This window comes from Sulfuricurvum sp. (genome assembly GCF_030691015.1).
GTDB lineage: Bacteria > Campylobacterota > Campylobacteria > Campylobacterales > Sulfurimonadaceae > Sulfuricurvum.
This window is the reverse complement of sequence record NZ_JAUYFF010000001.1, coordinates 295,697-318,681: the sequence shown is the minus strand read 5'-3', so window position 1 is coordinate 318,681 and position 22,985 is coordinate 295,697. Positions and strand designations below refer to the sequence as shown.

Sequence of the window (22,985 nt, the reverse complement as noted above, 5' to 3'; positions counted from 1 at the left end):
GCGACATTATACCTTTGTGTGAGTTTTTTTAGAGTGAGTGAATATAATACGCGTTATGAACTATGAAGAGCTTTGTGGAAAATCGGTTTTACTGTTAGGGAAAACCCGTGCATTGAGTCACGAGGAGTTTGATACCCTTCTCAAATTGCATAAAATTGAGCGTGTCGGAACCTATTCAAAAAGTGTTGCCCTGATTGTTGAAGGGAGGATGATGAATCCTTACGAACAGGCTGAATCGGCGCGTCTTTATGAAGCACAATGTACCCCAATTGTAGAACTCTCACGCGTAGAAGAGTGGTTGTGCCGCTCTATTGAACCCAATCGATTATTGATGAGTCTGAAGCTTTCACACAATCAAGAGCGCCTTGTCGGTTTTTTACAAAATCCTTATATTACCGATGAATTATTTTTCAAACTACTGAAACTCTACGACTGGCAAGGAGAAGGATTATTTGATAACGATACCAATCGAGACGTAACCGCCGCAATAATAGGCCGCTTTTATGTCGATTTAGATCGCAATCATAATGTTCAGTATGCGATGAGTGGATTGGCACATTTGATCGAACAATATGGAAACAGTGACTTGATCAGTGCGATAGCAGAATTATCACCTATAGCCAAAGAGTTAAAAAACCCCTCAGATAGATCTTTATCTGGAGTCCTTGATGCGATGGCACTTCATCGTGAGACCAAAGAGGGTATTTTACGTCTATTGATGGGGGAGCGGGCAGCACTTTTAGCCCATCGGAAGCCTTTAGACTTGGAGAGTGAATTGTTGGCATTAAAAGAAGAAGCGATCAATCGGATTCTTTCAGAGAATACCACTTTATCTAAAGAAGGGGCTGATGTGCTGGAGCGTACGTACCCCGATCTTATAGCATCTAATACGATACTAAGTGATGAGCGGTTTGATCGCTTGGTCATAGACTATGCCCATAATTTAGCGGGCAATTCAAGTCTTACCTTGGTGATGCAAAAACGGTTGATGGTGTTACATGATGAAGCGGTCTATCGTTCCCTCGCGTCGAATGCTATGGCCGATAATACGATCCTAGAGCAGCTCTATAGTACGGGATGTTTTATGAAAGAACTCGCTTCTAATCCCTCACTCAATCAAAAATGGCTCGAAGCACTCTCTGCAAGTTTTGATGTTGAAGTATTGTCCTCTCTTGCAGCCAACACATCTACACCGATTGAAGTGCTGTATCAGCTCTCTCTGGATCGGCGGTTTGAGAGAGCAGTGAAAACCAATTCTGCTTTCGGAAAACATATACAAACCCATAATATAGGATGGTTCTGATGCGCAGTTCTCAGGCAAAAATAACGATTGAGTCGTTGATCGAATCGCAGATTCCGACCTTCTTATGGGGGGCTCCTGGGATCGGCAAATCCTCAATTATTAAACAGATTGCTCACGAGAAAGATCTCGAATGTATTGACTTACGCCTTTCACTTCTCGATCCGACGGATCTTAAAGGGATCCCTTTTTATGACAAAGAGGCACATCTGGCACTTTGGGCACCGCCCTCTTTTTTACCGCGTGAGGGGAGAGGGATACTCTTTCTCGATGAGCTAAATGCCGCCGCCCCTGCGGTGCAAGCATCGGCCTATCAGCTGATTTTGGATCGTAAAGTGGGAGAATATACGCTTCCTAAAGGGTGGTCAATCGTTGCGGCGGGAAATCGCGAGAGCGATCGGGGGGTGGTGTATCGTCTCCCCTCACCGCTGGCAAACCGATTCGTCCATATCGAGATGGAGGTGAGTGCCACGGATTGGAGAATTTGGGCATTACAAAGCCGGATCGATCCGCGTTTGATCGCTTATATCGCGTTTAAAAACAGCGCATTGTTCGGTTTTGATCCGCTTAGAAATGAGAGAAGTTTCGCAACGCCGCGCAGCTGGGAAGCGGTTCATAAAATTTTAGAAAGTGGGTTGCCTCGTAATCTGCTGCTTGAAGCGATTAGCGGCGCGGTGGGGGAGGATGCCGCCGTCGATTTTTTAGGATACTGTAAAATCATGGATCATCTTCCCGATATCGATGCGATTTTACGCGGTGAGGAGTGTGAAGCTCCTACTGAACTCTCCACTCTCTATGCCCTCTCTAATATTTTGGTATCACGCATATTGAGCGCTCCTGATGAAGAGGCTCTCTCTCATCTATTACGCTATACGTTAAAACTCAAAAATGAGTTTGCCGTCATGATTGTTCAAGACCTTCAGCGCCAGGGTGTAGCGATGGAACATCTGGAGGCTTTCGGCGAATGGGTCGAGGCGTATGCCTATCTGCTATGATCGATTTTTCTCCCCTTAAAGCCAAACTCCTTCTCGATTATCCGTTTTTCGGCACGATTGCCAGCGGCATGGAGAATATCGTAAACGATAATATCGAGAGTTTTGCTATCCGTGAGGGGCGTTTTGAATATCGTGAGGGGTATATGGAGTCTCTTGTCGAAGCAGAGCGGATGTTTACTCTGTGTAATGCTGCTTTGCATGAAGCGCTAAGTCATACCCAAAGACGAGGAAACCGAAGCCCGTGGCTTTGGAATATGGCGTGTGATTACGCGATTAACACGTTGCTGATCGAAAGCGGTTTTACTCCGCCTCCTGCAATCACCTACGATAAACGATTCGGTAATCTGAGTGCCGAAGAGATCTATCATGAGCTCTCCCTGGAGTTTTTAGATCAGGAACAAAACGACCGAGACAGTGATGAAGGTCGTGATGAACCGGGGCTGGATGAAAAGCTCTCTCGTGCACAGCGTGAAAAACGCTCCGAGGAGGCGCTGGAGAAATCAGACCCCCTCAGCGAAGCGATCCATTACTTGATTCAACCGCATAAAAAGAGTCTCATCGATTGGCGTAGTGAACTGCGCGAGGAAATCGGCGGGTATTATGTCAGTGACTATACTCTAATCCCCCCTAGTAAAAAGCTCCTCTATAGCGGGATCTATCTGCCTGGGGTCCATTCGCGCCATTTGGAACTTGCTGTCGCGATTGACAGTTCAGGGTCGGTTGATGAGGTACTTTTAGCGCAGTTTATTTCCGAGGTAGAATCGATCACGGAGTTGTTCGGCTCCTATAGCATCGATCTGATTGTCTGTGATGAGCGCATTCGCTCCCATAATCGATTTGAGCGGGGAGAGGCTATCACCTATACTCTCAGCGGTGGTGCGGGAACTGATTTTAGACCCGTCTTTGAGCTAATCGAATCGTGGACGCACAGACCGAAAATCCTCCTTTATTTTACCGATCTTGACGGTAAATTTCCTCCGTATGAACCGCCGTATGAAACTTTGTGGATTGCGCCGCTGTCTATGGATATCCCGTTTGGACGGGTGATTACCCTTAAGGATACGAATGATTGAAAACGCGTTAAAAAGTTTAGAAATTTCCAACCTCTTTATCACGGGCGGTGCGGGATCGGGGAAAACAACATTGACCCGTGCGCTGATCGAGGATGCGGTGCAAAAGGGTAAATCGGTTGCCCGTCTCGCTTCAACGGGAATGGCGGCGACATTGATCGGCGGGCAGACCCTCCACAGCTTTTTTGATCTGGGGATTGCTTCGTCCCAAGAGGAGTTGGAGCGCAACGGCAAACTCGATCCCTCTAAAAAAATTATTAAACTCATCAGGACGATGCAACTTATCGTTATCGATGAGATTTCGATGGTGGGGGCGCCACTACTGGATATGATTCGACTTCGACTCCTTCAAGCAGAATTTGCAGGTCGTCTCATCGTAGTAGGGGATTTTTTACAGCTCCCTCCCGTGACTCGCGGGAATGAACCGATCTATTTCGCTTTTGAATCTCCAAGCTGGGAACGGCTGGGGTTTGAGATATTGCATTTGGAAGGGTCATACCGTACTCATGAAGAGGAGTTTTTGAGTCTATTGGAGAAAGTACGCCATGCCCGTCTCGATGAAGAGGCGCATAATGCATTGGATGCGTTAGTGAGACCACTCAGCGAGGACAAATCGTCTATTACGCTGTTGTACGGTAAAAATATCAGCGCTCAAAATCATAACCGCTCCCAACTGGAACATCTAAACGGTGAGATTATCGAGGTTGAAACTTATGTCACGATCCATGATAAAAAGATGCAGGAACGCGATGTCGAGCGGTTTATGATCGAGAGTCGTATCGAACCAATATTGGCTTTGAAAGTGGGTGCTCCGATTCTCTTTACCCGAAATGCATGGAATTACTATAATGGCGAGCGGGGACGAATCACCTCCATCGAGGACGAGGTGATATGGGTCAAAAAAGAGGACGGTGCCAGTGTCAAAGTAGAGCGTGTTGATACGACTAAGACACGCTGGATTGAAAAAGGGAGCACGGCGAGTGAAGAGAAACTCATTACTCTCAGTCAGTTTCCGATCACATTGGCTTTTGCTATTACGATTCACAAATCGCAGGGGATGTCTTTAGCCGATTATGTTATCGAGACGAATGAAATCTTTGCTCCTTCGCAGTTTTATGTCGCTTTATCCCGCTCCGTGTCGGCACATCGGGTGACATTGATTCGTCCGAATCGAGGGTGGGAAAAGCTTTGTTTTGTCCATCCCAAAGCAAAACGATTTAGCGAGGGTCTGTAAACGCCGCACCGATAATAACGTGATACGAGAACATCGTGCTAAATACGGCTGCAAGGAGCGCAACAGCCACCATCATATACATGACGGCGAGTTGATACGAGATCGCTTGTAATGGATCGGCTCCCGCGAGGAGCATCCCCGTCGTAATACCGGGGATATGGATGATTCCCACCGTCTGGAGCATATTGAGTGTCGGGATCATGGATGCTTTGACGGAGGCTTTTGAGGCAAAACTAAGTGCCTCTTTGAGCGGCGCACCCAATGCGACCATCCCCTCTATCGTCTCAATCGTATTTTTGACCTCCGCGCGGAACCGCTCGGTGCTTTGGGTATAGACGTTGAGGGCATTGCCGATGATCATCCCCCCGATGGGGATCATCTCATGAGGAACCATGTGGATGACGCCGAACGCCATCATCGATAAAAAGACGATCCCCGACGAAGCCCCAAGGGTAAAAAAAGCGATTTTAAAACTATGTTCTCCTAGTGGTGAGCGTTTCTTGGCGGTATAGGCACCGAAAGTCACCATCCCTAGCAATACAAAAAAGAGCAAAGAGGGGTGTTCGATTTTAAAAAGATAGACGAGTGCATAGCCGAGGAGGCCGAGCTGAACCATCGCCAAAATGGAGTTCGTCAGAATCGTTTTTTCCAGACCAAATTGTTCACGGCGTGAATACCATAGGGCAAAAATGATAAGGGCGTAAGAGGCTAAAAAAGAGTATTGCATAAAAGAAGAATAGGGAGTTTTGGATTAAAAGTGGCTTCCCCGAAAGGGGAAAAGGAAAGATTAAAGGCTATCAGAGTGAGCAGAAAGGTATTCAGCAACACCCTCAGTGCTTGCTTTCATACCCGCATCCCCTTTTGCCCAACCTGCAGGACAAACTTCACCGTGCTCGTTGGTGAATAACATCGCATCGATCATACGAAGCATCTCATCGATGTTACGTCCAAGCGGAAGGTCGTTGATAACCGCGTGACGAACTGTTCCGTCTTTGTCAAGCAAGAATGATCCGCGAAGTGCTACAGAATCACCGAGCAATACATCGTAATCACGTGAAATTTGTTTGTTCAAATCGGCTACGAGTGGGTAACGAACTTGTCCGATACCGCCTTGGTTTACCGGAGTATTTTTCCATGCAAAGTGGCTGAATTGTGAGTCAACTGATACACCGATAACGTTGATTCCACGTTCTGTGAACGCATCAAGACGGTGATCGAACGCGATAAGTTCAGACGGACATACGAACGTAAAGTCCAACGGATAGAAGAACAATACGGCACCTTTTTCGCCGAGGTTTTCATAGAGGTTGAAGTTATCAACGATTTGGTTGTTCCCAAGAACGGTAGTAGCAGTAAAGTCTGGAGCTTTTTTAGTAACGAGCATGCGATTTCCTTGTGTGGTTTGTGTTTAATGTAGGGAAATTGTAACACACGAAGATTAATTCAAATAAGTTACAGGAAAGTAACCATAAAGTCTAAAGGAAAATTTTTATTATTTAGAATACCACTTGCATACCATTATCTCCTCTTTAGATATAATCTCTTTATGTTGACTTTTAAAACCCTTTTTTCGATGATGTTAGCACATAAACGCTCATTAGTGTGGGGCAATATCATAGCCATTCTTGCCACCTTAATCTCTATCCCGATTCCTCTGTTGATACCCCTTCTTGTCGATGAGGTGCTTCTTAAAAAAGGGGGAGGTATCACAGACGCAATCGATTTTTTCACCCCTTTGCATGAGCCTCTTCTCTACATCGGGGTCGTGCTGGCAGTGACGATCTTTTTGCGTTTTTTGTTTTTTCTTCTCAGCGTTGCATCGCAGCGTTTTTTTATCACCCTGTCGCAAGAACTAAGCTTTACGATCCGTGTGAGAGCATTGGAACATCTTAAACATGTTTCGATGTCTGCGTATGAGCGGCTCGGAAGCGGTAAAGTGATCACCCATCTAATCACCGACATCGATACGATTGAGCAGTTTTTGGGAAGCGCTCTCTCTAAACTGATTGTCTCTGTCACAACGCTCATCGGAGTAGCGGGCGTGCTGATCTGGATTAACCCTTTGTTTGGAATTCTTATTATCGTTTTTCAGCCCCTAATTATGATTGTGACCCGTAAAATATCGGGAAGTGTCGGAAAACTTAAAAAAGAGCAAAACCGAACCATCGGCGAACTCTCCGATAACTTGACACAGATGTGCGATCTGTTCGGTCAGATACGGGCGAGTAACAAAGAGGAGCGGTTTATCGCGAGTGCGATCACCCAGTCGCAGAGATTGCGTCAGAGTGCCAGCGAATACGGAATCAAGGCGTTGCGGGGAGAACGTTACTCCTACACCTTGTTTCTCAGTGGATTTGAGATTTTTAGAGCACTTGGACTAGTGATGGTTCTTTATTCGGATCTCTCCATCGGATTGATGTTTGGGATATTCGGATATCTGTGGTTTATGATGACCCCCGTGCAGGATTTGCTCTCAATGCAGTACAGCTTTGCCAATGCCAAAAATGCCCTCTTTAGGCTTAATGAGTTGCTTTCCCTTCCTACCGAGGAGAAACATTCTTCTACGTCGAATGTATTGGAAAATAGCACTTCTCTTTCGATTCAAACCCGTGATTTAGTATTTGGATACGATGAAAAAGAGCCGGTACTGAAGGGGGTGAATATCGATATATGCTCAGGCAGTACAGTAGCGATCATCGGTGCGAGCGGGAGCGGAAAAAGTACCCTTTCTCAATTGTTGGTCGGCTTTTATTCCCCCACATCTGGTAATATACTCTATAATGGTGTGAGTGTTAAAGATATCGGTTTTTCACGGGTACGTGAGGCGGTGTTTGTTGTCTTGCAGCAACCGCTGATGTTTAATGATACGCTTCGATTTAATCTGAGTATGGGCGATGAGATTAGTGATGAGATAATTTGGAACGCTCTTGAAGTTGCACAGCTTGAAGATTTTGTCCGTTCGCTTCCACAGGGCTTGGAAACACAGGTTGGAAAGCTGGGCATCCGTCTCTCAGGCGGTCAGCGTCAGCGTCTCTCAATCGCACGAATGGTCCTCTCTAACCCTAAAGCGGTTATATTTGACGAATCAACTTCGGCACTGGATGTCCATACCGAATCGGCACTTTTTGAAGCTTTGGAACCGTTTTTACGGGACAAAACGGTTATTATCATTGCTCACAGGCTTAGCACCATTACCCGAGCCGATTATATCTATGTTCTTGAAAACGGGACGGTTTTGGAAGAGGGAAGCCGTGAAGTATTGGAACATCAAGACGGAAGTTTTAAAAACTTTGTCACTCATCAGCACTAACTAGGAGTATTCATGGAAAATAAACTTTTTGTCCGATTTATGATTTTTTCTGCCTTGGGACTTGTCACCTGGCTCTTTTTGCCCTTTATAAAAAGTTTCTTTATCGCATTTTTATTAGCTATCGTTGTATTTCCGCTCTATCGTGCTGTTGAAACTAACATACGCCATATTGAGCGTCTTTCATCTATGGCATCAGTTCTTGCGGCCGGTATTGTGACATTAGGACTCTCTCTTATTCTTTTTGTTCCTATTGCAATGTTTTTATACTATCTATTTGATCAACCTGCCAATGTAGTTGGAACCCTTCGGGCCCTGAGTGATCAAATTGATACGATTACCGATTATCTTCCCACTTTTTTAGGATGGATGAAGGAGCCTCTGGATAATTTGATCCTTTTAGGAAAAGCACATAAAGATGAGATCATAGCCACTCTTGCCGCTTGGCTAGGTAATGGACTCCAAACGTTTATGGTTATGCTTGCTGAGATGGCTATGATTGTCGTATTTTTCTTTTTTCTGAGTTGGTACGGACGCAGTATGATGCTTTTTATTCTTCCTATTATCCCCCTTTCCCGTACCATTAAGCGGGCATTTTTTAGCGATATGATGACGACAACGGCGGTCGTATTTTATTCATTGGGCGGTGTTATGCTGGCGCAAGGGTTGGCGTTTGGAATCTTCATTGCTTTTTTTGAAGGATATAACCCCTTTTTACTTGGATTTATGACGGCTATTTCAGCGGTTATTCCTGTTATCGGTACCGCATTAATATGGGTTCCGGTTGCTCTACATGAATATTTTGAGGGCAATATCATGAACGCGCTGATCATTTCACTCTATTCATGGGCTATGATGGCATTTTTTATTGATAATATTGTGAAGTTGCTGATCCTAAATTTTGTCAATCGGAAGTTAAGTGACGGAAAAAATCGTATGAATGAATTTATGATTTTCTTTGCTATTGTGGGAGGATTGGCAACATTTGGATTCTGGGGATTTATCTTCGGACCGGCGATTGTGGCTTTTACTCTAACGACGCTTCGGATGCTTCGTAAAACGTCACGTCATCTTCGTTAATAGTATTCGAGAAGAACCCAATTTAATGGGTTCTGAGTTCTCTAACTTCTTCACGTAGCTTTGCCAATTCAGCCATAATAGCGGTAATTTCATCAGCCGATTTATCTTCATTGCCGTGGGTATACCGCTCAATGGTAGATTGAACACTTTGGGTCAGTGTATCGAGTTTGCTTTTTGCTTTGTCGATAAGAGTGTTGTGATCGATATGGAGATTTCCTTCGAGTTCATGGATTTTATCAACGATTTGGTCTTGATGTTTAAAGAGGTAGTATCCTGCAACTCCGCCGAGCGCGGCACCTAATACAAAGCTGAGAGTATTGTCTTGATTCATTTTATTTCTCCTAAGGTGTGTTTTTTTTCTTTAAAAATTGCGAAAGTGCCCCGATTGCGAGTGAGCCGATGGTCACTTTTGCGATGCCGTTGGAAGCTTTGAGAGCAAGCTCTTTGGTTTCGTCATGGAGATACGAAATCAAATCATGCAATTCATGCAATGAGAGTTTGGATTTATCTCCAATTGATTTTGTTTCCTCTTTGAGTTGACCGAGTAGTCCATTTACTTCATGGAGGGTTAATACGGCCTTGGTAGAGAGGAAACTAAGTTCATTTTGGAGATTAGTCATAAATTCCTGTGCTTTTTCCATTGTTTTCATCGAATTGATACCGATTAAAACAATTACAATAGTAATGAATACCATACATATCGCGATGACCCCGACAAATAAAGTAAGAAGTTGTTGCTCAGTCATACTAGCTCCTTTCGCGATAATGTTAATTATACTCCTCTTTTAGATAATAGGTAAATCAATATGTTATTTTTTACTTTCTGGTTTGATCTACTTTAAGTATCTAAAATATATACTTTCAATATTTTAAAAATACATAAGGCATATAAATGATCCTTACCCTTTCGCATCAAAAGGGGGGAGTCGGTAAATCTACGGTAGCGTGGAATCTTGCCGTACACTTCTCAAATTTTATCGATACCCGCATCGTTGATCTTGATACGCAACGCTCCCTTACCGTGACCAATGCTCTGCGCCAAGAACATCACCTCGCACCGATCCAAATGCTCCATTTTAACACTGCCGAAGAGTTGGCGGAGTATGCAGCGGCAGATTCGGAGGATACCCTTACGATTATCGATTCAGGCGGATTTGACAGTGCCTATAATCGCATTGCTATCATAGCTTCGGATCTTCTTATCACCCCGGTGAGCGATAAACCTTTTGATTTGATGGGATTGCAGAAATACGAAGATATCCTCAGAAGCCTCTCCGATATACAAGGTGAGAGTATAAAAACGCATGTCCTTTTTAATAACATCAATCCGGCAATGAAACGGTTTGGGGATTTGGTCGATTTTATTTGTATGTCGGATCACTTTGAACTGCTTACCTCCGTGTTACGGCAACGGGTCGATATCGCCCATTCCGTCGGTGAGGGCAAAAGTATCAAAGAGTATCGTATTTTTAGTAAAGCCGATCAAGAGATGGATGAGTTATTTGCGGAAGTAAAATCTATTTTAAATATAAAATAAATATTTAAAATATATATAAAGGATATAAAATGGCAAAAAAAAGTTTTCTTCAAAATATCGAAAAAGTGAAAAGTTCTGCCGCAATGAGTGAGAGAGAAGAGCATCTCAAAGGTGATAAAGAGAAGAAAAAGAAGCTGATTACTATTCCGATAGAGTGGGAAGATAAAATCCGAGAATTTCATGGAGGAACGGTAAGCGCTTATATCCTTATATCGCTTCAAGAGCGGATGCAGCGTGACGGATTGATATAAAAGGGGAAGCTATCAATTATCATCCATTGGCTCAAGGGAGTACCAGGTTCTTTCATTTTCTGGAGTAACGCCCCCCTTGTTGACATGATCGAGCAGGTTTTTAATGATTTTTAAATTTTGAATCGTTTTATTGCCGCTTTGAAGTTTGGAAGTATTACTCTCAAGCTTAGAAACGTGATTTGAGGTGATTGGCTCAATGGGTATCCATTTTTTTTCTCTGTTTTCAGCATATAAGGCTGCCGTTAACATCAAAACGGCCAACACAGTGCCAATACCTTTCATAAGCCCTCCGGGAGTGAGATTATAGTATCAAGATTATAGCGAGTAGCCACTCTACTTATAAGAAGTTTTATTATTTTTATACTACAATCAACAATAGTAGTGAGTAGATAAGAAAATTTAGAAGTGAGTAAATGTGATTAAAATTATCAATAGCGAAGAATTTTCCTATTTTTTGCGTATAAGCAGAAATGAGATTATAAAAATTTGGATGGATCAAAGTGAAGTTCAAAATGTACTTCATCGACACTCTTTACCTATCATTGAAAAAAACACCCACCTTTTTTACCAGTTTTGTGATTGTTACATCAGTGTAATTGAGTGGCGTGCAACGGTCACGGAGTGCCAAGTAAAAATTGATTTTTTACAACTTTTGAATAATTACAATGTCACAGTCTCCGATCTTTTTACCTTGATTACAAAACTCAAAAATGCGATAGAGCAGGTGATTTTTGAAAAAGGAAATCTCTCCTATGCACTCCAAAGTGAAATTGATTCGTTAACGTTGCAAATGGCGAATGATCTGGCATCCAATTTTGAAAATCTTATAAGTTCAAACAGCAATTATAAAAGTGAAAACTCAAATCTTTTGGCGGAATATAAAAAAGCGGTTGATTTGAGCAATATTGTCTCTAAAACGAACCCTAAAGGGGTTATAACTTATGTCAATGACAAGTTTTGTGAGATATCAGGATACACCAGAAATGAACTGATAGGCAAACCGCACAACATCATCCGACATCCGGATATGCCTCGAGATGCTTTCAAAGATTTATGGGACACCATCAAAGCAAAAAAAAGCTGGAGCGGTGTGGTCACCAATATGAAAAAAGACGGAGGGCAGTACATCGTCGATACCACCGTTATACCGATTCTGGATGTTGATGGAGATGTTGTAGAGTACATAGCGATCCGACACGATATCACTGAGTTAGAAGAGACCAAACAGCAGTTGCGAAATATCAATAAAGCGATGAAGAATAAGGTTGATGAACTTTATTCCATGACAAATACATTGGAGCAAAAAGCGTTCAGAGATAAACTGACGGGGATTAACAATCGGGAAAATTTTGAAGATATTTTTAGCATAGAGATAGCCAATGCGAAGCAGAATAATCTACCGCTCAGTTTGATCATTTTTGATGTTGATCACTTTAAACTGGTAAATGATACGTATGGGCATCAGGCGGGTGATATTCTTTTAATTGACTTGGTAAACCTTGTTGAAAGCAATATCAAAAACGGAGATATTTTTGCACGGTGGGGGGGCGAAGAGTTTGTCGTTTTAACCCCGGCAACCGATATGACGGGTGCGTATAATTTAGCAGAAAATCTAAGAAAGATTGTCGAAGCGCATACCTTTAGTTACGTCGACAAGAATATGACATTAAGTTTTGGAATTGCTCAGCTAAGCGGAGAAGATACTAAAAAAACACTTTTTGAAAAAGCGGACGGAGCAATGTACGAAGCGAAGAAAAACGGCAGAAATAGAATTGAGATTAATAAATCTTAATAAGACTGAGAAAGTTTCAAGAAACCGTATTCAAAAGTAAACGGTACCTGTTTGAGTGTGGTTAGATTGATATAAGGTTTTACGCTTCTTCCGATATACAGTGATATTGCCACCCCTTTTTGAAGTAATACGGGATCGAAGCTAAACGTCAATATTTTATTCTCATGTGCGTGTTCCAACAGGGGTGAGAGGATACTCTCATCCGGATCTAGCAGTAGAATAAAGCCATGCGCATTTTTGATCTCCAAAGCTTCTTTAGCCGAAACAATTGAGACGTTAAGAGAATAATTGCTAAGTGTTCCGCCGTATTGACGTTCAATCATCTCGGATAATCGTTGTGCAGCCACTTTATTTGAGGGGGTTGTAATAATGATAAAATTTACATTCGATTGAATACGTTCTTTTGTCCCTTTTTCCATCACTGCGACTTTGGGAAATAGTTTTGCCCCAATCTGCAATAAGGTAGCATCATACGTACTACCCCATAGGAGAAACGGTATGCAAAAGAGAAGAATCGATTTTTTCATTATCGGCTCAGAGCCATAGTCAATGTGAAGAGGGCACCTTCATGCGTATTACGCACACTGAGGGAGCCTTCAAAATGTTGTTCGATGATGACTTTGGACATATAAAGTCCGATACCGGTCCCTTTTTTATGAAGTTTGGTTGTAAAGTAGGGGTCAAAAATACGTTCGACTATCGAAGGCGGCACCCCTCCTCCTGTATCGCTGATATCAATATAAAGATGATGTGCATCGCAACGCAAAGTGACTTCGATCTTTCCTCCGATTTGATCTTGTTTGCTTTTAATGGCATCTTGAGCATTATTGACAATATTTAAAATCACTTGTTTGAATTCATTGGCAACACCGAAGATCTCATCATCACATTTTTTATGTATGAGATACGTGATGTTGGCATAGCGCAGTTGTTCGCCTAAAAGGGTAAATATTTCATTGATGGGTTGGATCGGGTCAAAATTGAGACACTCTTTATCCATGTTGAAAAAGTTTCGGAAATCATCGATAGTATTCGACATAAAAGCAAGATTGTTATTGATAATGGCATTATTTTTCTCAATCTCGGCATCTTCAAGCAACCCAAGTGCCCGTTTCATATTGATGTCGGCGATTGCCAATCCGATGATATTCAAAGGTTGACGCCATTGATGGGCAATGCTCTCTATCATCTCCCCCATTGCTGCAAGACGGGATTGATGAACCAGGAGCTGTTCTTTTTCACGACGCTTGGTAATTTCGGTCTCGACCCGATGTTCAAGCTCATTATTGATCTGCTCCATTTGACAACGATAGTTATCGATGGTTTCGAGCATTTTATTGGCCGAAGAGGTGATGGTTAATATCTCGGTATTCGTATTATCACTTTTGAACGGTTCGGTAGCTTTATCTATGGTGTAGCTTCCCATCCAGTTTGACAAAAGGCGGAGAATAAAAAACTGTTTTCGAAAATACAAGTAGGTAATGGAAAATATCAGCAACGCAAACAAAGAGAGAAGAATGAGCTGCAGAAAAAGTTTATATTGAAGATCATGGACAAATTTGTTTGAGTAACTGATTACAAGCGTAGCTTGTTTCTGATGGGTAATGGAATCGCTCACAGGGGTAGAGAAGGTTGTTGTCTCTTCTGTTTTGGAGTGGGGATAGTGTTGCTCAAAAATAACCTTTTGGTTTGTACCGATCAACGATACCTTCAGAATATTAGGATTTTGAAAAAAGGTACGCATAGTATCGCTGAGCATATCTTGCTGTTCGAATGTCAGATAGGCTGAAATAATCGGTTTGAGCGTTTGGGTAACCAGTTCAACTTTTGCTTTTTCACTTTCGTTGAGAACCGATGAGACATTGATTTGAATAAAGATAAAGATAGGGGCAATAACCGCAATGTAAAGCAGCCAGAATACCCAGGCGAATTTTCCGATAAGAGAATGTGTCATCATAATCCAATGTGTAGTAACATAAATTAATAATATATAAGTATTGGTTAATTTATGATTAAATGTTCAGACAACTTTACCCTGCTTGTCTGATATTCACTAGAATTTATAAAGCAAATTAACCCAGAACGTCTGCCCCATGTAGGGGACATCACTCGTATTAGGCGGATTTAGCGGAAAATAGAGAGTTTTTAGTGTTTTTCCAAAGACATTTTTGACACCGAATTCCAAATCAACCCCTTTGGATATTCCATTGATTTTTTGTGTGATATTCAAATAATCTTGAGCAGGTGTAGAACCGTTTGTAGTATAAATAGTGACGATGTTGCCATTGGCATCCAGCATAGCATTATTGACTCTGTTTTTGTTTCCGGTATAGTGATACCATAATGTCGTCGGATAGTGCGTATCGCTGTTGAGGGTAGCGAATACATTTGCCATCACCTTAGAGGACAATGCGAACTCACTGGGGTCATAATTAAGCACAAGACCGCCTCTACTCAGGTGTACTTCTCCTCTGTGTGATTTATAAAAAGCCATATTTGCACCAAGATTGAGCGTTTCATAATTTTTGCTCAACTCAAGTTCAAGTCCGTTAACGGTTGTCGGGCTCTCAAGATTTATCGTTTCGTAGGTAAAATCATGATACGTAATCATATTATGAGTTCTGGAATGAAAGGCTGTTGTTTTGATAGAGGTCTCTTTTGTTTTGAAAATGTAAGAGAGCTCAACCGTATCGGCCGTTTCTGATTCATACGTTTTCGTTGAAACCTGATTATTAGGAGAATACTGTTCTGAAAAGCTAGACGGTCTAAAAGCTCTTGAGTATTGAGCTTTTAGAATATTGGATTCATCGTGCATATAGACAAAAGCTATTCTAGGAGATAAAGCATTCCTACCGTCACTGTAGGTATCATAACGTGTTCCGAGGGTTAGCGTACTTTGGTCATTTAGCAGTATTTCATCCTGCAGGTACAAAGCTCTATTGATTCTTTTAGGATCATTTACCGTTAATAAATTGGTTGATATACCTGGGTTATAGTTGTTACCGCTCCACGTTTGTAAAACATCATCTTGATCAACAGAGAGAAAACCGGCATAGACTCCGCCCAGCAACCGGTTGGATCCAACCGTTGTTTCTACAATTCCTTCAACATATTTTGTACTTTCAACGTAATCAACTTTTCGTACACCGTCTAGGTGATTTGGATTATTTCCCAATACGGATGACGGTTTGAATACAACTTCGGCCCGATTGGTGTATTGATTGATACCGGCTTTTGCGGTGAGTACAACATTGGAAACATTATACTTTCCTTGCACACCTATCATGGTGTAGGTATTGGATTGAACAGGCTCATCATTATCTTGGGGCAGATAGTTTGAGGGGTCCCATTGCAAACGTGCATAGTCATTCTTGGCTTCCAGTCTGTATGTCCAGAAATCAAAATTTTTATAAGATATATCAGCCATAAAAAGATTGTTTCTGCTTGCATTGGGAAGATTGCCATCCCTTGCCGGAGATTGGGTGGTTATCGGCAAATCCCAGCCGTCACTTTTATCCGCTGAGACAATTGTGGTTACTTCTAAATCATTTTTTTCAAAAGTACCGTAGGCGCCTACCCCTTTCCCGAATTTATTGCTTTCCATCTGCGATAGAGTGGTAAACACACTACCCGTCTCTTTTTTTGTAATAATATTAACCACGCCGTAAATTGCGTTACCGCCATAAATCGCTGATCCGGGCCCTCTGATGATCTCGATTCGATCAACCGCATCTGTCGGGATCGGGAATACTATCTGCCCGACACCCAGTTTCGGAATTCCCCATATTTCGGAACTTATCGGCTTGTCATTGATCATCCACTTGATTTTATTCCCTTGCGCTCCATAGATTGATCCCGCTCCTCGGAGGGAGAGGGTTGATGAATCAAATCCGACAATCATGTCAAACGCGTTTTGTTCCGCAAGATTGGTTATTCCCAGCGACTTTAATTTTTCACCGCTGATTACTGTTACCGTTCCGGGTACATAATCGGCATTTAACTTTGTCTTTGTCGCAATATAGGTTGCTTCTTCTAAGACTTTATCAAGATCATCATCATTTTCAGCCAAGAGTAGTGATGATGGTAGTAAGAGTAAAATAAATAAAACTGATAAAGGCTTCAATCGCGCTCCGTGGTAAAAAGGCTTTAAATGGACTATATGGATGATTACTCATAATAATAACATAAAAGGCACTTCTCCTTTTGCACGCCACAGAAAAATTACGGTTGTTTCAAAGAAAGGATTACGAATATTCTCTAAGTGATAGTTAATTTACTGCTAATTGCGGTACAATTTGCCTATTTTGTAGACGAGAGTAGTGATGAAATTTTACGGTATTTTTATAACTCTTCTTTTCTTTTCCAGCACGATTGATGCTGATGACGATTTTAGTGCATTATTGAATGAAGTGACCGGCATCGCCACCAAAACCAAACTCAATATCGATTATCAGCCCTCTGTTGTTTCTATTTTACATGCCGATAAGCTTAAAAAAATCGGTATCCGCAATCTGCATGAAGCGATTGGGTTGCTTCCGGGGATCGAAACATCGATTCTCCATACGGGATGGAAAAAGGTGATTATTCGCGGAGCTCACAATCCCGATACTTTTGTTTTCGACAAGTATAAACTCTATATCGACGGAGTAGATGTCGGAAGCGATCTTTATAGCACCAGCTATTTCTACCTCGATTTCCCTGTGGAACTGATTGACCGAATCGAAGTGCTTCGCGGATCGGCTTCGACGATTTACGGCCCGGGAGCGTTCAGCGGAGCGATCAACGTCATCACAAAAAGTTCGCAGAGCGGGACGAGTGATGCGGTATTTGGCTCGGTGGGGAGTTATGATTATACCAAAGCCGGATTTATCAAGCATCTCAATATAGGTCAATGGAATGTCGGAATTGACAGCTATCATCAGCATAGCAACAAAAAACTAGATGCCGGCAGTTCATTCGTTGCGGCGCAAGAGGCATCCTATCAACGTTTAGATTATAATAGTTTGGAGAGTTTCGAAGATTATTCAATCGGGGTCATTGCTAAAAACAGCGATTTTACATTGATCGCCCGATACAAATCGGAAATAGCGGATAATTTTTACGGATTGAATGAAACGCTTGAGCCGGTTGAGGGCGGTTATCAGCACAATCAAAGCGGTATCGTTGAACTGCAAAACAGACACACCCTCGATCATGATCTGAGTCTGGAAACGAAAGTCGGAGTGAACTATTACGCCTTTAGCTTTGACTCAACGGTGTATCAAGATTATGGCGGAAGCGGCATGATATTACGGATGAACCCGACCTATCGGCAATTAAATTCCTATCTTGATATGAACCTTAAGGGGGAAAATATTGAAGACCATGCGTGGATGGTCGGGGTCGGTGCGCAAAAGATCAATACTCTAAAAAATGTTTTTGGAGCAACGATTCGAGATCAGCAAGATGGTGGGCCTACTTTCTTCAGCCCTTCTTTGGTGTATCTCGATGGACAATACGGATTGTTAAACGGTGATAACGATCAATGGATTAAATCTGCCTATGTTCAGGATATCTATTCGATCAACAACGATTGGGATCTCTCCGCCAATGTGAGGTTAGATAATTATGCGTTGTTTGAAACGATGTTTAGTTACCGTTTAGGTACTGTCTATCGACTTGATGAGGGCAATATTTTCAAAGCGGTTTATGGACGCTCGTACAGAGCCCCTTCGTACGTTGAAGCGTTTGAATCGGCACAGGAAGGGTTAAAAAACGGAAATCCGAATTTGACACCGGAACTGATCGACACGTATGAACTGGCATATACCCATAAAAATGAGTCTACGATTATACGAGGCAACCTATTTTACTCACGTATGCAAGATGTGATTGACCGTATAGAAGATGAGCCTCCCTCTTTTGTCGGGGATTATGCCAATCATAAACAGCGCAACGCCAAAGGGGCAGAGCTGGAGTTTACCCGCCGCTTCGGAAACGGGTCTGAATTGATGGCGAATTTCTCCTATGTGAAAACAGAGTATTTTTCTCCCAGCTATACTCATCCGGTGTTATTTCAAAGTCCTGAGATTTCTGAGGTGTTGAGCAAGGGGTATTTTCTCTATCCGTGGAGTGAAGCGTTGAGCTTCAATACGGCGTGGTATTACAGCGGTCCTAAAAAGGGATATGATCGTGATAACACCGGTAACGGAGTAACCTACGATTCTACGATGATTATCGATCATACGATAGCGTATGACATGGATGAATCTTCGACTGTAACAGTGAGTGCGAAAAATCTTTTTAATGAACCGGTGATGTACCCGTCGTATCAAGGAAAAAATGAGGGGTTGCGACGTGAAGGGCGTAATTGGCTGGTAACGTACGAGAAAAGGTTCTAAGATTTAGTGTTGGGTTTTATTTTTGAGGGAGTTTGAAACGTGGTGGTGGCCAATCTCGGAATCGAACCAAGGACACAATGATTTTCAGTCATTTGCTCTACCGACTGAGCTAATTGGCCACGTTTGTGAGGGTGAAATTATAGCTTCACAAGCTTAAAAAGAAGCTTAAAGCCGCTTAAACGACTATTTTGTCGCTTTTGCCAGCTCTTTGAAGAGGTTTCCACGCTCTGCATACGAGGTAAATTGATCCAAACTTGCCGCCGCTGGAGAGAGCATTGCAATGCTGTGACGGTTATGTTTTTTGCTGATCTGCTCTACTGCCACATCGAGAGTGTTACACAGGATGCAGGGGATAGCGTATTGCTTGCAGAGCGCTTCAAGGCGGAGGGCATTGGCTCCGATCGCATAGACGGTTAGATCATAGCGTTTAAGAGGCGTAAAGAGCTCTTCAAGGTCTACCCCTTTATCATCCCCTCCCAAAACCAAATGGATCGGATAATCGCTGTAGGTACGTAGAGCGGCTAACGTTGCATCGATATTAGTCGCTTTGGAATCATTAACCCAGAGACGATCACGAGCATCACGGAACTCCTCTTGACGGTGAGGATCGAGAATAAAGGCATTGATACGGTCATAATCGCAGCGGTCGTAGAGGATTTTATCAATCCCCATCGCGATCATGGCATCCATCAAGAATGCCCCTTTAAATTTAATTTTACTCGCATCAAACCCAAAATACTTCGCAAGATCTTTCTCATCTTCATAGACGATTTTGAACCCTTTTGTCGGAGCGTCAGCAAACATTTTAGGCAAGATGACCGCTTCCCCCTCTCTCATCATCGAGAGAGGCTTTAATTTCGCGTTGTAATACTCTTCCATACTCCCATGCCAGCTCACGTGATCGGGGGTAACGGGGAGAAGGGCATAAATATTGGGACGGGCGGTATTATTGTAATGCATACTGAACGAACTCGTTTCCAAAATCCAGATTGGAGCATCGGGTGACATGTCGGCAAGCGGCGTTCCGATATTACCGCCACTGATAGCACCTTTGTCGCTGAGGAGATGCTCAACCATCTGTGTTGTCGTTGTTTTACCGTTGGTACCGCTGATCCAAATCGAGAACGGCATCTGCGGAGCAAAAAAATCGTATTCACTGATGAGGTGCTGCGCATTTTTAATGAGCGTATGCGACGGAGGAAAACCGGGAGAGGGGATCTCATGGGTGAAGAGACGGGTGTCAAATTCACCGACAGGTTTGAGGGTGTTTCCCTCTTCATCGACAGAGGGGACGGTGATTTTATCATCGAAAAACGTACAAGGACCGAAGTGTTTTGCAATGGCACGGGTTGTTTTCCCGTAGCCGAAACAGGCAATTTTTTGATTTTTCATTAGCGAATCTTTAATGTGATGAGTGCGAAGATATTAGAGAGGAGCGAGATAATCCAAAAACGGACGATGATTTTGTTTTCCGCCCACTTTTTCATCTCAAAATGGTGATGGATCGGTGCCATCAAAAAGACCCGTTTTTTACGAAGCTTATAGCTTCCGACCTGCAAAATGACGGAAATGGTTTCGATGACAAAGATAAGACCGATAAGGATAAGGAGGATTTCACTTTTTCCGATAATCGCCATATACGCAATAAACGCACCGATAGTGAGAGAACCGCTATCACCCATAAAGACTTGCGCGGGATGGCAGTTAAACCATAAAAAGCCCAGCAGTGAGCCCATCAGCGCACTGGCAATAATCATCACTTCCCCCGCAGGGATTTTAGGCATCAAGAGGTAGTGCGCAAGGGCGGCATTCCCGACGATATAGACGATGATACTGAGTGAGAGTAGTGCAAAAATCGAAGGGACGGTAGCTAGACCGTCAAGTCCGTCAGTTAGGTTGACGGCGTTAGAGGTGGCGATAATAACAAAGACCCAAAAAGCGACGCTCCATCCTCCCATATCGAAAAGGCTCGATTTGATAAAAGGGACGTAAAATCCCGTTTCGAGTTTGGCAATATAAATCAAAAATAGTCCGATGGCAATACCGAAAACAATTTGGAAGGTCAGTTTTGCACGTGCGCTAAGGCCTGCGAGGTTGTCACCCCCTCGGATTTTTCCCCAATCGTCGGTAAAACCGATATAGGCGTAAAACACTAACGTAAGGAGTCCGCCGATGACGAAAGGGTTCATCATGTTGACGGTCAGCAAGGAGGCGATAACGGTAGAGGCAACAAAAACAATGCCACCCATGGTTGGGGTCTTTGCTTTCCCCTGATGGGCACTGACGTATTCATTAATCGGCTGCACGCGTGCAGAACGTTGTGCCCAAGCAATAAAGCGGGGCATAAAAAAGAGAGTGAGGAGTAACCCGATAAAAAAAGCAGCTCCTGCCCGAACCGTGATGTATTGAAGAATATTTAAGTGGAAAAAAGAATCAATAGGGGTATTTTGATAAAGCCAATATAACATTTTAGGATACTCTTTAAAGGACAAAATTGTAAAGCAAGTGACATTTTAATATAATTACTCAAAAGTTTGATTAATCGAAGGAGTCAATTTGAGCAAAAAAACCGTTTTGGTCATTACAGACGGCATCGGTTACTCACCGAAATGCGATTTTAATGCGTTTCATACCGCTAAAAAACCGACGTATGATCACTTATTTAAGGATATCCCTTACTCTTTGATCGATACGTTTGGTTTGAGTGTGGGTCTTCCAGAGGGGCAAATGGGTAACTCCGAAGTGGGACATATGTCGATCGGGAGCGGTCGGGTATTGTATCAGGATCTGGTCAAAATCTCTCTTGCTCTTGATGAGGGAACGTTTGCCGATAATGAAGTTTTTGCCTCATTGCTTAAAACCAGCAAGAGACTTCATTTGATTGCACTTATGTCCGATGGCGGTGTCCATTCACATATTGATCATATTATGGGAGTAGCGGAAATCGCTGCCGAAGAGGGGAAAGAGGTGTGGCTCCATCTGATCACGGACGGACGTGACGTGGCTCCAACCTCGGCAAAACTTTTTCTCCATACCGTTACTGCACACGGCTATCCGAATGTCAAAATCGGCTCCATCGGCGGGCGTTTTTTCAGTATGGACAGAGATAACCGATGGGAACGTGTACAGAGCGGATATGACGCTATCGTGAATGCTACTCCAAAAAGCGAGCAAAGCGTTGCCGATTACATTGAAAATGCCTATGCTTCCGGAGAGAGTGATGAATTTATCACCCCTACGGCATTTTACGGCTATGAGGGATTTAAAGAGGGGGATGCGGTACTAACCCTCAACTTTCGAAGTGACAGGATGCGGGAATTGACTACCGCTATCGGAGATAAAGAGTTCAGCGGATTTAATCGAACATTTGTTCCGACCCATTTGGCAACGATGACGCAGTACGATAAAAATTTCCCTTATCCGGTACTTTTTCCGAAAGACGCGCCGATAAATACATTAGCCGAAGTAATTTCTCGCGCAGGATTGCGGCAGCTTCATACGGCTGAAACCGAAAAATATGCCCATGTCACTTTTTTCTTTAACGGCGGTATCGAAGAGCCGTATGAAAATGAGACACGGGTACTGATCCCGAGTCCGCAGGTTAAAACGTATGATATGCAGCCTCAGATGTCTGCTCCCGAAGTGGGTGATGCCGTGGTAAAGGCGATGGATGAGGGGATCGATTTTATCGTCGTTAACTTTGCAAACGGCGATATGGTAGGACATACCGGCAATTTTGAAGCGGCGGTGAGTGCGGTCGAAGCGGTGGATACAGAACTTGGACGGATTATTGAAGCGGCCAAACGTAACGATTATTCTCTTGTCATCACCTCCGATCACGGTAACTGCGAAGAGATGCGCGATGATGCGGGTAATGTTTTGACCAACCATACGGTCGGTAAAGTGTGGTGTTTCGTTATGGCGGAGGGGGTGAGTGAAGTTCATTCCGGAGCTCTTAACAACGTCGCACCGACAGTTCTAAAACTGATGGAGCTTGAAATACCATCTGAGATGGATACACCACTTATTTAAATTTAAA

The 22,985-nt window shown here is 43.0% G+C and carries 21 protein-coding genes and 1 tRNA gene; 11 read left to right on the top strand and 11 right to left on the bottom strand.

Annotation, left to right across the window (positions count from 1 at the left end; genetic code table 11):
* Positions 1-55 precede the first annotated feature (55 nt).
* From Q8O20_RS01700 to Q8O20_RS01685, 4 genes are read left to right on the top strand one after another with little or no spacing between them, the layout of a single operon-like run.
* Positions 56-1,303: a hypothetical protein gene (locus Q8O20_RS01700; RefSeq protein WP_305529731.1), complete on the top strand. Its 1,248-nt coding sequence runs from the start codon at positions 56-58 to the stop codon at positions 1,301-1,303.
* Positions 1,303-2,295: an AAA family ATPase gene (locus tag Q8O20_RS01695; RefSeq protein ID WP_305529730.1), complete on the top strand. Its 993-nt coding sequence runs from the start codon at positions 1,303-1,305 to the stop codon at positions 2,293-2,295. Before Q8O20_RS01700 ends, Q8O20_RS01695 begins: the two co-directional genes overlap by 1 nt.
* Entirely contained in the window at positions 2,265-3,368 is a 1,104-nt protein-coding gene (locus tag Q8O20_RS01690) for a VWA-like domain-containing protein (protein WP_305529729.1), read from the top strand. Before Q8O20_RS01695 ends, Q8O20_RS01690 begins: the two co-directional genes overlap by 31 nt.
* On the top strand, positions 3,361-4,599 hold the full coding sequence (locus Q8O20_RS01685) for an ATP-dependent RecD-like DNA helicase (protein WP_305529728.1): 1,239 nt from the start codon (positions 3,361-3,363) through the stop codon (positions 4,597-4,599). The genes Q8O20_RS01690 and Q8O20_RS01685 overlap by 8 nt, the downstream gene beginning before the upstream one ends.
* On the opposite strand, the gene fetB is transcribed toward Q8O20_RS01685, so the two are convergent.
* Both fetB and Q8O20_RS01675 read right to left on the bottom strand, forming a co-directional pair.
* Complete coding sequence (fetB, locus tag Q8O20_RS01680) at positions 4,583-5,326, bottom strand: iron export ABC transporter permease subunit FetB (protein ID WP_305529727.1); 744 nt, start codon at positions 5,324-5,326, stop codon at positions 4,583-4,585. The genes Q8O20_RS01685 and fetB overlap by 17 nt on opposite strands.
* Positions 5,327-5,386: 60 nt before the next feature.
* Positions 5,387-5,983, bottom strand: a complete 597-nt coding sequence (locus Q8O20_RS01675) for a peroxiredoxin (RefSeq protein ID WP_305529726.1) — start codon at positions 5,981-5,983, stop codon at positions 5,387-5,389.
* Positions 5,984-6,145: 162 nt separating this feature from the next.
* On the opposite strand from Q8O20_RS01675, the gene Q8O20_RS01670 reads away from it, so the two are divergent.
* Positions 6,146-7,909: an ABC transporter ATP-binding protein gene (locus Q8O20_RS01670; protein ID WP_305529725.1), complete on the top strand. Its 1,764-nt coding sequence runs from the start codon at positions 6,146-6,148 to the stop codon at positions 7,907-7,909.
* Between the two features lie 12 nt (positions 7,910-7,921).
* Positions 7,922-8,986 carry an AI-2E family transporter gene (locus tag Q8O20_RS01665; protein WP_305529724.1) on the top strand — a complete coding sequence of 355 codons (1,065 nt, stop codon included), beginning with the start codon at positions 7,922-7,924 and terminating at the stop codon, positions 8,984-8,986.
* Between the two features lie 22 nt (positions 8,987-9,008).
* Here the strand turns inward: Q8O20_RS01665 and Q8O20_RS01660 are convergent, their stop codons facing one another.
* Positions 9,009-9,317 carry a hypothetical protein gene (locus Q8O20_RS01660; RefSeq protein ID WP_305529723.1) on the bottom strand — a complete coding sequence of 103 codons (309 nt, stop codon included), beginning with the start codon at positions 9,315-9,317 and terminating at the stop codon, positions 9,009-9,011.
* Between the two features lie 10 nt (positions 9,318-9,327).
* A complete protein-coding gene (locus Q8O20_RS01655) occupies positions 9,328-9,732 on the bottom strand; it encodes a hypothetical protein (RefSeq protein ID WP_305529722.1) in 405 nt (134 codons plus the stop codon).
* Between the two features lie 146 nt (positions 9,733-9,878).
* On the opposite strand from Q8O20_RS01655, the gene Q8O20_RS01650 reads away from it, so the two are divergent.
* Both Q8O20_RS01650 and Q8O20_RS01645 read left to right on the top strand, forming a co-directional pair.
* Entirely contained in the window at positions 9,879-10,523 is a 645-nt protein-coding gene (locus Q8O20_RS01650) for a ParA family protein (protein ID WP_305529721.1), read from the top strand.
* Between the two features lie 29 nt (positions 10,524-10,552).
* On the top strand, positions 10,553-10,774 hold the full coding sequence (locus Q8O20_RS01645; RefSeq protein ID WP_304738600.1) for a hypothetical protein: 222 nt from the start codon (positions 10,553-10,555) through the stop codon (positions 10,772-10,774).
* 12 nt (positions 10,775-10,786) lie between these two features.
* Here the strand turns inward: Q8O20_RS01645 and Q8O20_RS01640 are convergent, their stop codons facing one another.
* Positions 10,787-11,056 (bottom strand): hypothetical protein, encoded by a 270-nt coding sequence (locus Q8O20_RS01640; protein WP_305529720.1) that lies wholly within the window; start codon positions 11,054-11,056, stop codon positions 10,787-10,789.
* Between the two features lie 208 nt (positions 11,057-11,264).
* On the opposite strand from Q8O20_RS01640, the gene Q8O20_RS01635 reads away from it, so the two are divergent.
* Positions 11,265-12,566, top strand: coding sequence for a sensor domain-containing diguanylate cyclase (locus tag Q8O20_RS01635; protein ID WP_305529719.1), 1,302 nt, complete (start codon positions 11,265-11,267; stop codon positions 12,564-12,566).
* Here the strand turns inward: Q8O20_RS01635 and Q8O20_RS01630 are convergent.
* The 3 genes from Q8O20_RS01630 to Q8O20_RS01620 form a co-directional block, all read right to left on the bottom strand.
* The gene (locus Q8O20_RS01630; RefSeq protein WP_305529718.1) at positions 12,563-13,093 is read right to left on the bottom strand and encodes a hypothetical protein; all 531 of its coding nucleotides are present in this window, start codon (positions 13,091-13,093) and stop codon (positions 12,563-12,565) included. The genes Q8O20_RS01635 and Q8O20_RS01630 overlap by 4 nt on opposite strands.
* A complete protein-coding gene (locus Q8O20_RS01625) occupies positions 13,093-14,523 on the bottom strand; it encodes a sensor histidine kinase (RefSeq protein ID WP_305529717.1) in 1,431 nt (476 codons plus the stop codon). Before Q8O20_RS01625 ends, Q8O20_RS01630 begins: the two co-directional genes overlap by 1 nt.
* 96 nt (positions 14,524-14,619) lie before the next feature.
* On the bottom strand, positions 14,620-16,635 hold the full coding sequence (locus tag Q8O20_RS01620) for a TonB-dependent siderophore receptor (protein WP_305529716.1): 2,016 nt from the start codon (positions 16,633-16,635) through the stop codon (positions 14,620-14,622).
* Between the two features lie 253 nt (positions 16,636-16,888).
* On the opposite strand from Q8O20_RS01620, the gene Q8O20_RS01615 reads away from it, so the two are divergent.
* Positions 16,889-18,946, top strand: a complete 2,058-nt coding sequence (locus tag Q8O20_RS01615; protein ID WP_305529715.1) for a TonB-dependent siderophore receptor — start codon at positions 16,889-16,891, stop codon at positions 18,944-18,946.
* Between the two features lie 43 nt (positions 18,947-18,989).
* On the opposite strand, the gene Q8O20_RS01610 is transcribed toward Q8O20_RS01615, so the two are convergent.
* From Q8O20_RS01610 to mraY, 3 genes are all read right to left on the bottom strand, one after another.
* Positions 18,990-19,065: transfer RNA gene (locus tag Q8O20_RS01610), tRNA-Phe, on the bottom strand.
* Between the two features lie 64 nt (positions 19,066-19,129).
* Positions 19,130-20,338, bottom strand: coding sequence for a UDP-N-acetylmuramoyl-L-alanine--D-glutamate ligase (gene murD / locus Q8O20_RS01605; protein ID WP_305529714.1), 1,209 nt, complete (start codon positions 20,336-20,338; stop codon positions 19,130-19,132).
* Positions 20,338-21,414, bottom strand: coding sequence for a phospho-N-acetylmuramoyl-pentapeptide-transferase (gene mraY, locus Q8O20_RS01600; RefSeq protein WP_305529713.1), 1,077 nt, complete (start codon positions 21,412-21,414; stop codon positions 20,338-20,340). The genes murD and mraY overlap by 1 nt, the downstream gene beginning before the upstream one ends.
* An 88-nt stretch (positions 21,415-21,502) precedes the next feature.
* Here mraY and gpmI point away from each other — a divergent pair, with 88 nt between their 5' ends.
* The gene (gene gpmI / locus Q8O20_RS01595) at positions 21,503-22,978 is read left to right on the top strand and encodes a 2,3-bisphosphoglycerate-independent phosphoglycerate mutase (protein ID WP_305529712.1); all 1,476 of its coding nucleotides are present in this window, start codon (positions 21,503-21,505) and stop codon (positions 22,976-22,978) included.
* Positions 22,979-22,985 lie beyond the last annotated feature (7 nt).

Excerpts from the sequence above, each read along its gene's own strand:
- Q8O20_RS01700 (WP_305529731.1), top strand. The coding sequence starts at position 56 with ATGAACTATGAAGAGCTTTGTGGAAAATCGGTTTTACTGTTAGGGAAA.
- Q8O20_RS01695 (WP_305529730.1), top strand. The coding sequence starts at position 1,303 with ATGCGCAGTTCTCAGGCAAAAATAACGATTGAGTCGTTGATCGAATCG.
- Q8O20_RS01690 (WP_305529729.1), top strand. The coding sequence starts at position 2,265 with ATGGGTCGAGGCGTATGCCTATCTGCTATGATCGATTTTTCTCCCCTT.
- Q8O20_RS01685 (WP_305529728.1), top strand. The coding sequence starts at position 3,361 with ATGATTGAAAACGCGTTAAAAAGTTTAGAAATTTCCAACCTCTTTATC.
- fetB (WP_305529727.1), bottom strand. The coding sequence starts at position 5,326 with ATGCAATACTCTTTTTTAGCCTCTTACGCCCTTATCATTTTTGCCCTA.
- Q8O20_RS01675 (WP_305529726.1), bottom strand. The coding sequence starts at position 5,983 with ATGCTCGTTACTAAAAAAGCTCCAGACTTTACTGCTACTACCGTTCTT.
- Q8O20_RS01670 (WP_305529725.1), top strand. The coding sequence starts at position 6,146 with ATGTTGACTTTTAAAACCCTTTTTTCGATGATGTTAGCACATAAACGC.
- Q8O20_RS01665 (WP_305529724.1), top strand. The coding sequence starts at position 7,922 with ATGGAAAATAAACTTTTTGTCCGATTTATGATTTTTTCTGCCTTGGGA.
- Q8O20_RS01660 (WP_305529723.1), bottom strand. The coding sequence starts at position 9,317 with ATGAATCAAGACAATACTCTCAGCTTTGTATTAGGTGCCGCGCTCGGC.
- Q8O20_RS01655 (WP_305529722.1), bottom strand. The coding sequence starts at position 9,732 with ATGACTGAGCAACAACTTCTTACTTTATTTGTCGGGGTCATCGCGATA.
- Q8O20_RS01650 (WP_305529721.1), top strand. The coding sequence starts at position 9,879 with ATGATCCTTACCCTTTCGCATCAAAAGGGGGGAGTCGGTAAATCTACG.
- Q8O20_RS01645 (WP_304738600.1), top strand. The coding sequence starts at position 10,553 with ATGGCAAAAAAAAGTTTTCTTCAAAATATCGAAAAAGTGAAAAGTTCT.
- Q8O20_RS01640 (WP_305529720.1), bottom strand. The coding sequence starts at position 11,056 with ATGAAAGGTATTGGCACTGTGTTGGCCGTTTTGATGTTAACGGCAGCC.
- Q8O20_RS01635 (WP_305529719.1), top strand. The coding sequence starts at position 11,265 with ATGGATCAAAGTGAAGTTCAAAATGTACTTCATCGACACTCTTTACCT.
- Q8O20_RS01630 (WP_305529718.1), bottom strand. The coding sequence starts at position 13,093 with ATGAAAAAATCGATTCTTCTCTTTTGCATACCGTTTCTCCTATGGGGT.
- Q8O20_RS01625 (WP_305529717.1), bottom strand. The coding sequence starts at position 14,523 with ATGATGACACATTCTCTTATCGGAAAATTCGCCTGGGTATTCTGGCTG.
- Q8O20_RS01615 (WP_305529715.1), top strand. The coding sequence starts at position 16,889 with ATGAAATTTTACGGTATTTTTATAACTCTTCTTTTCTTTTCCAGCACG.
- murD (WP_305529714.1), bottom strand. The coding sequence starts at position 20,338 with ATGAAAAATCAAAAAATTGCCTGTTTCGGCTACGGGAAAACAACCCGT.
- mraY (WP_305529713.1), bottom strand. The coding sequence starts at position 21,414 with ATGTTATATTGGCTTTATCAAAATACCCCTATTGATTCTTTTTTCCAC.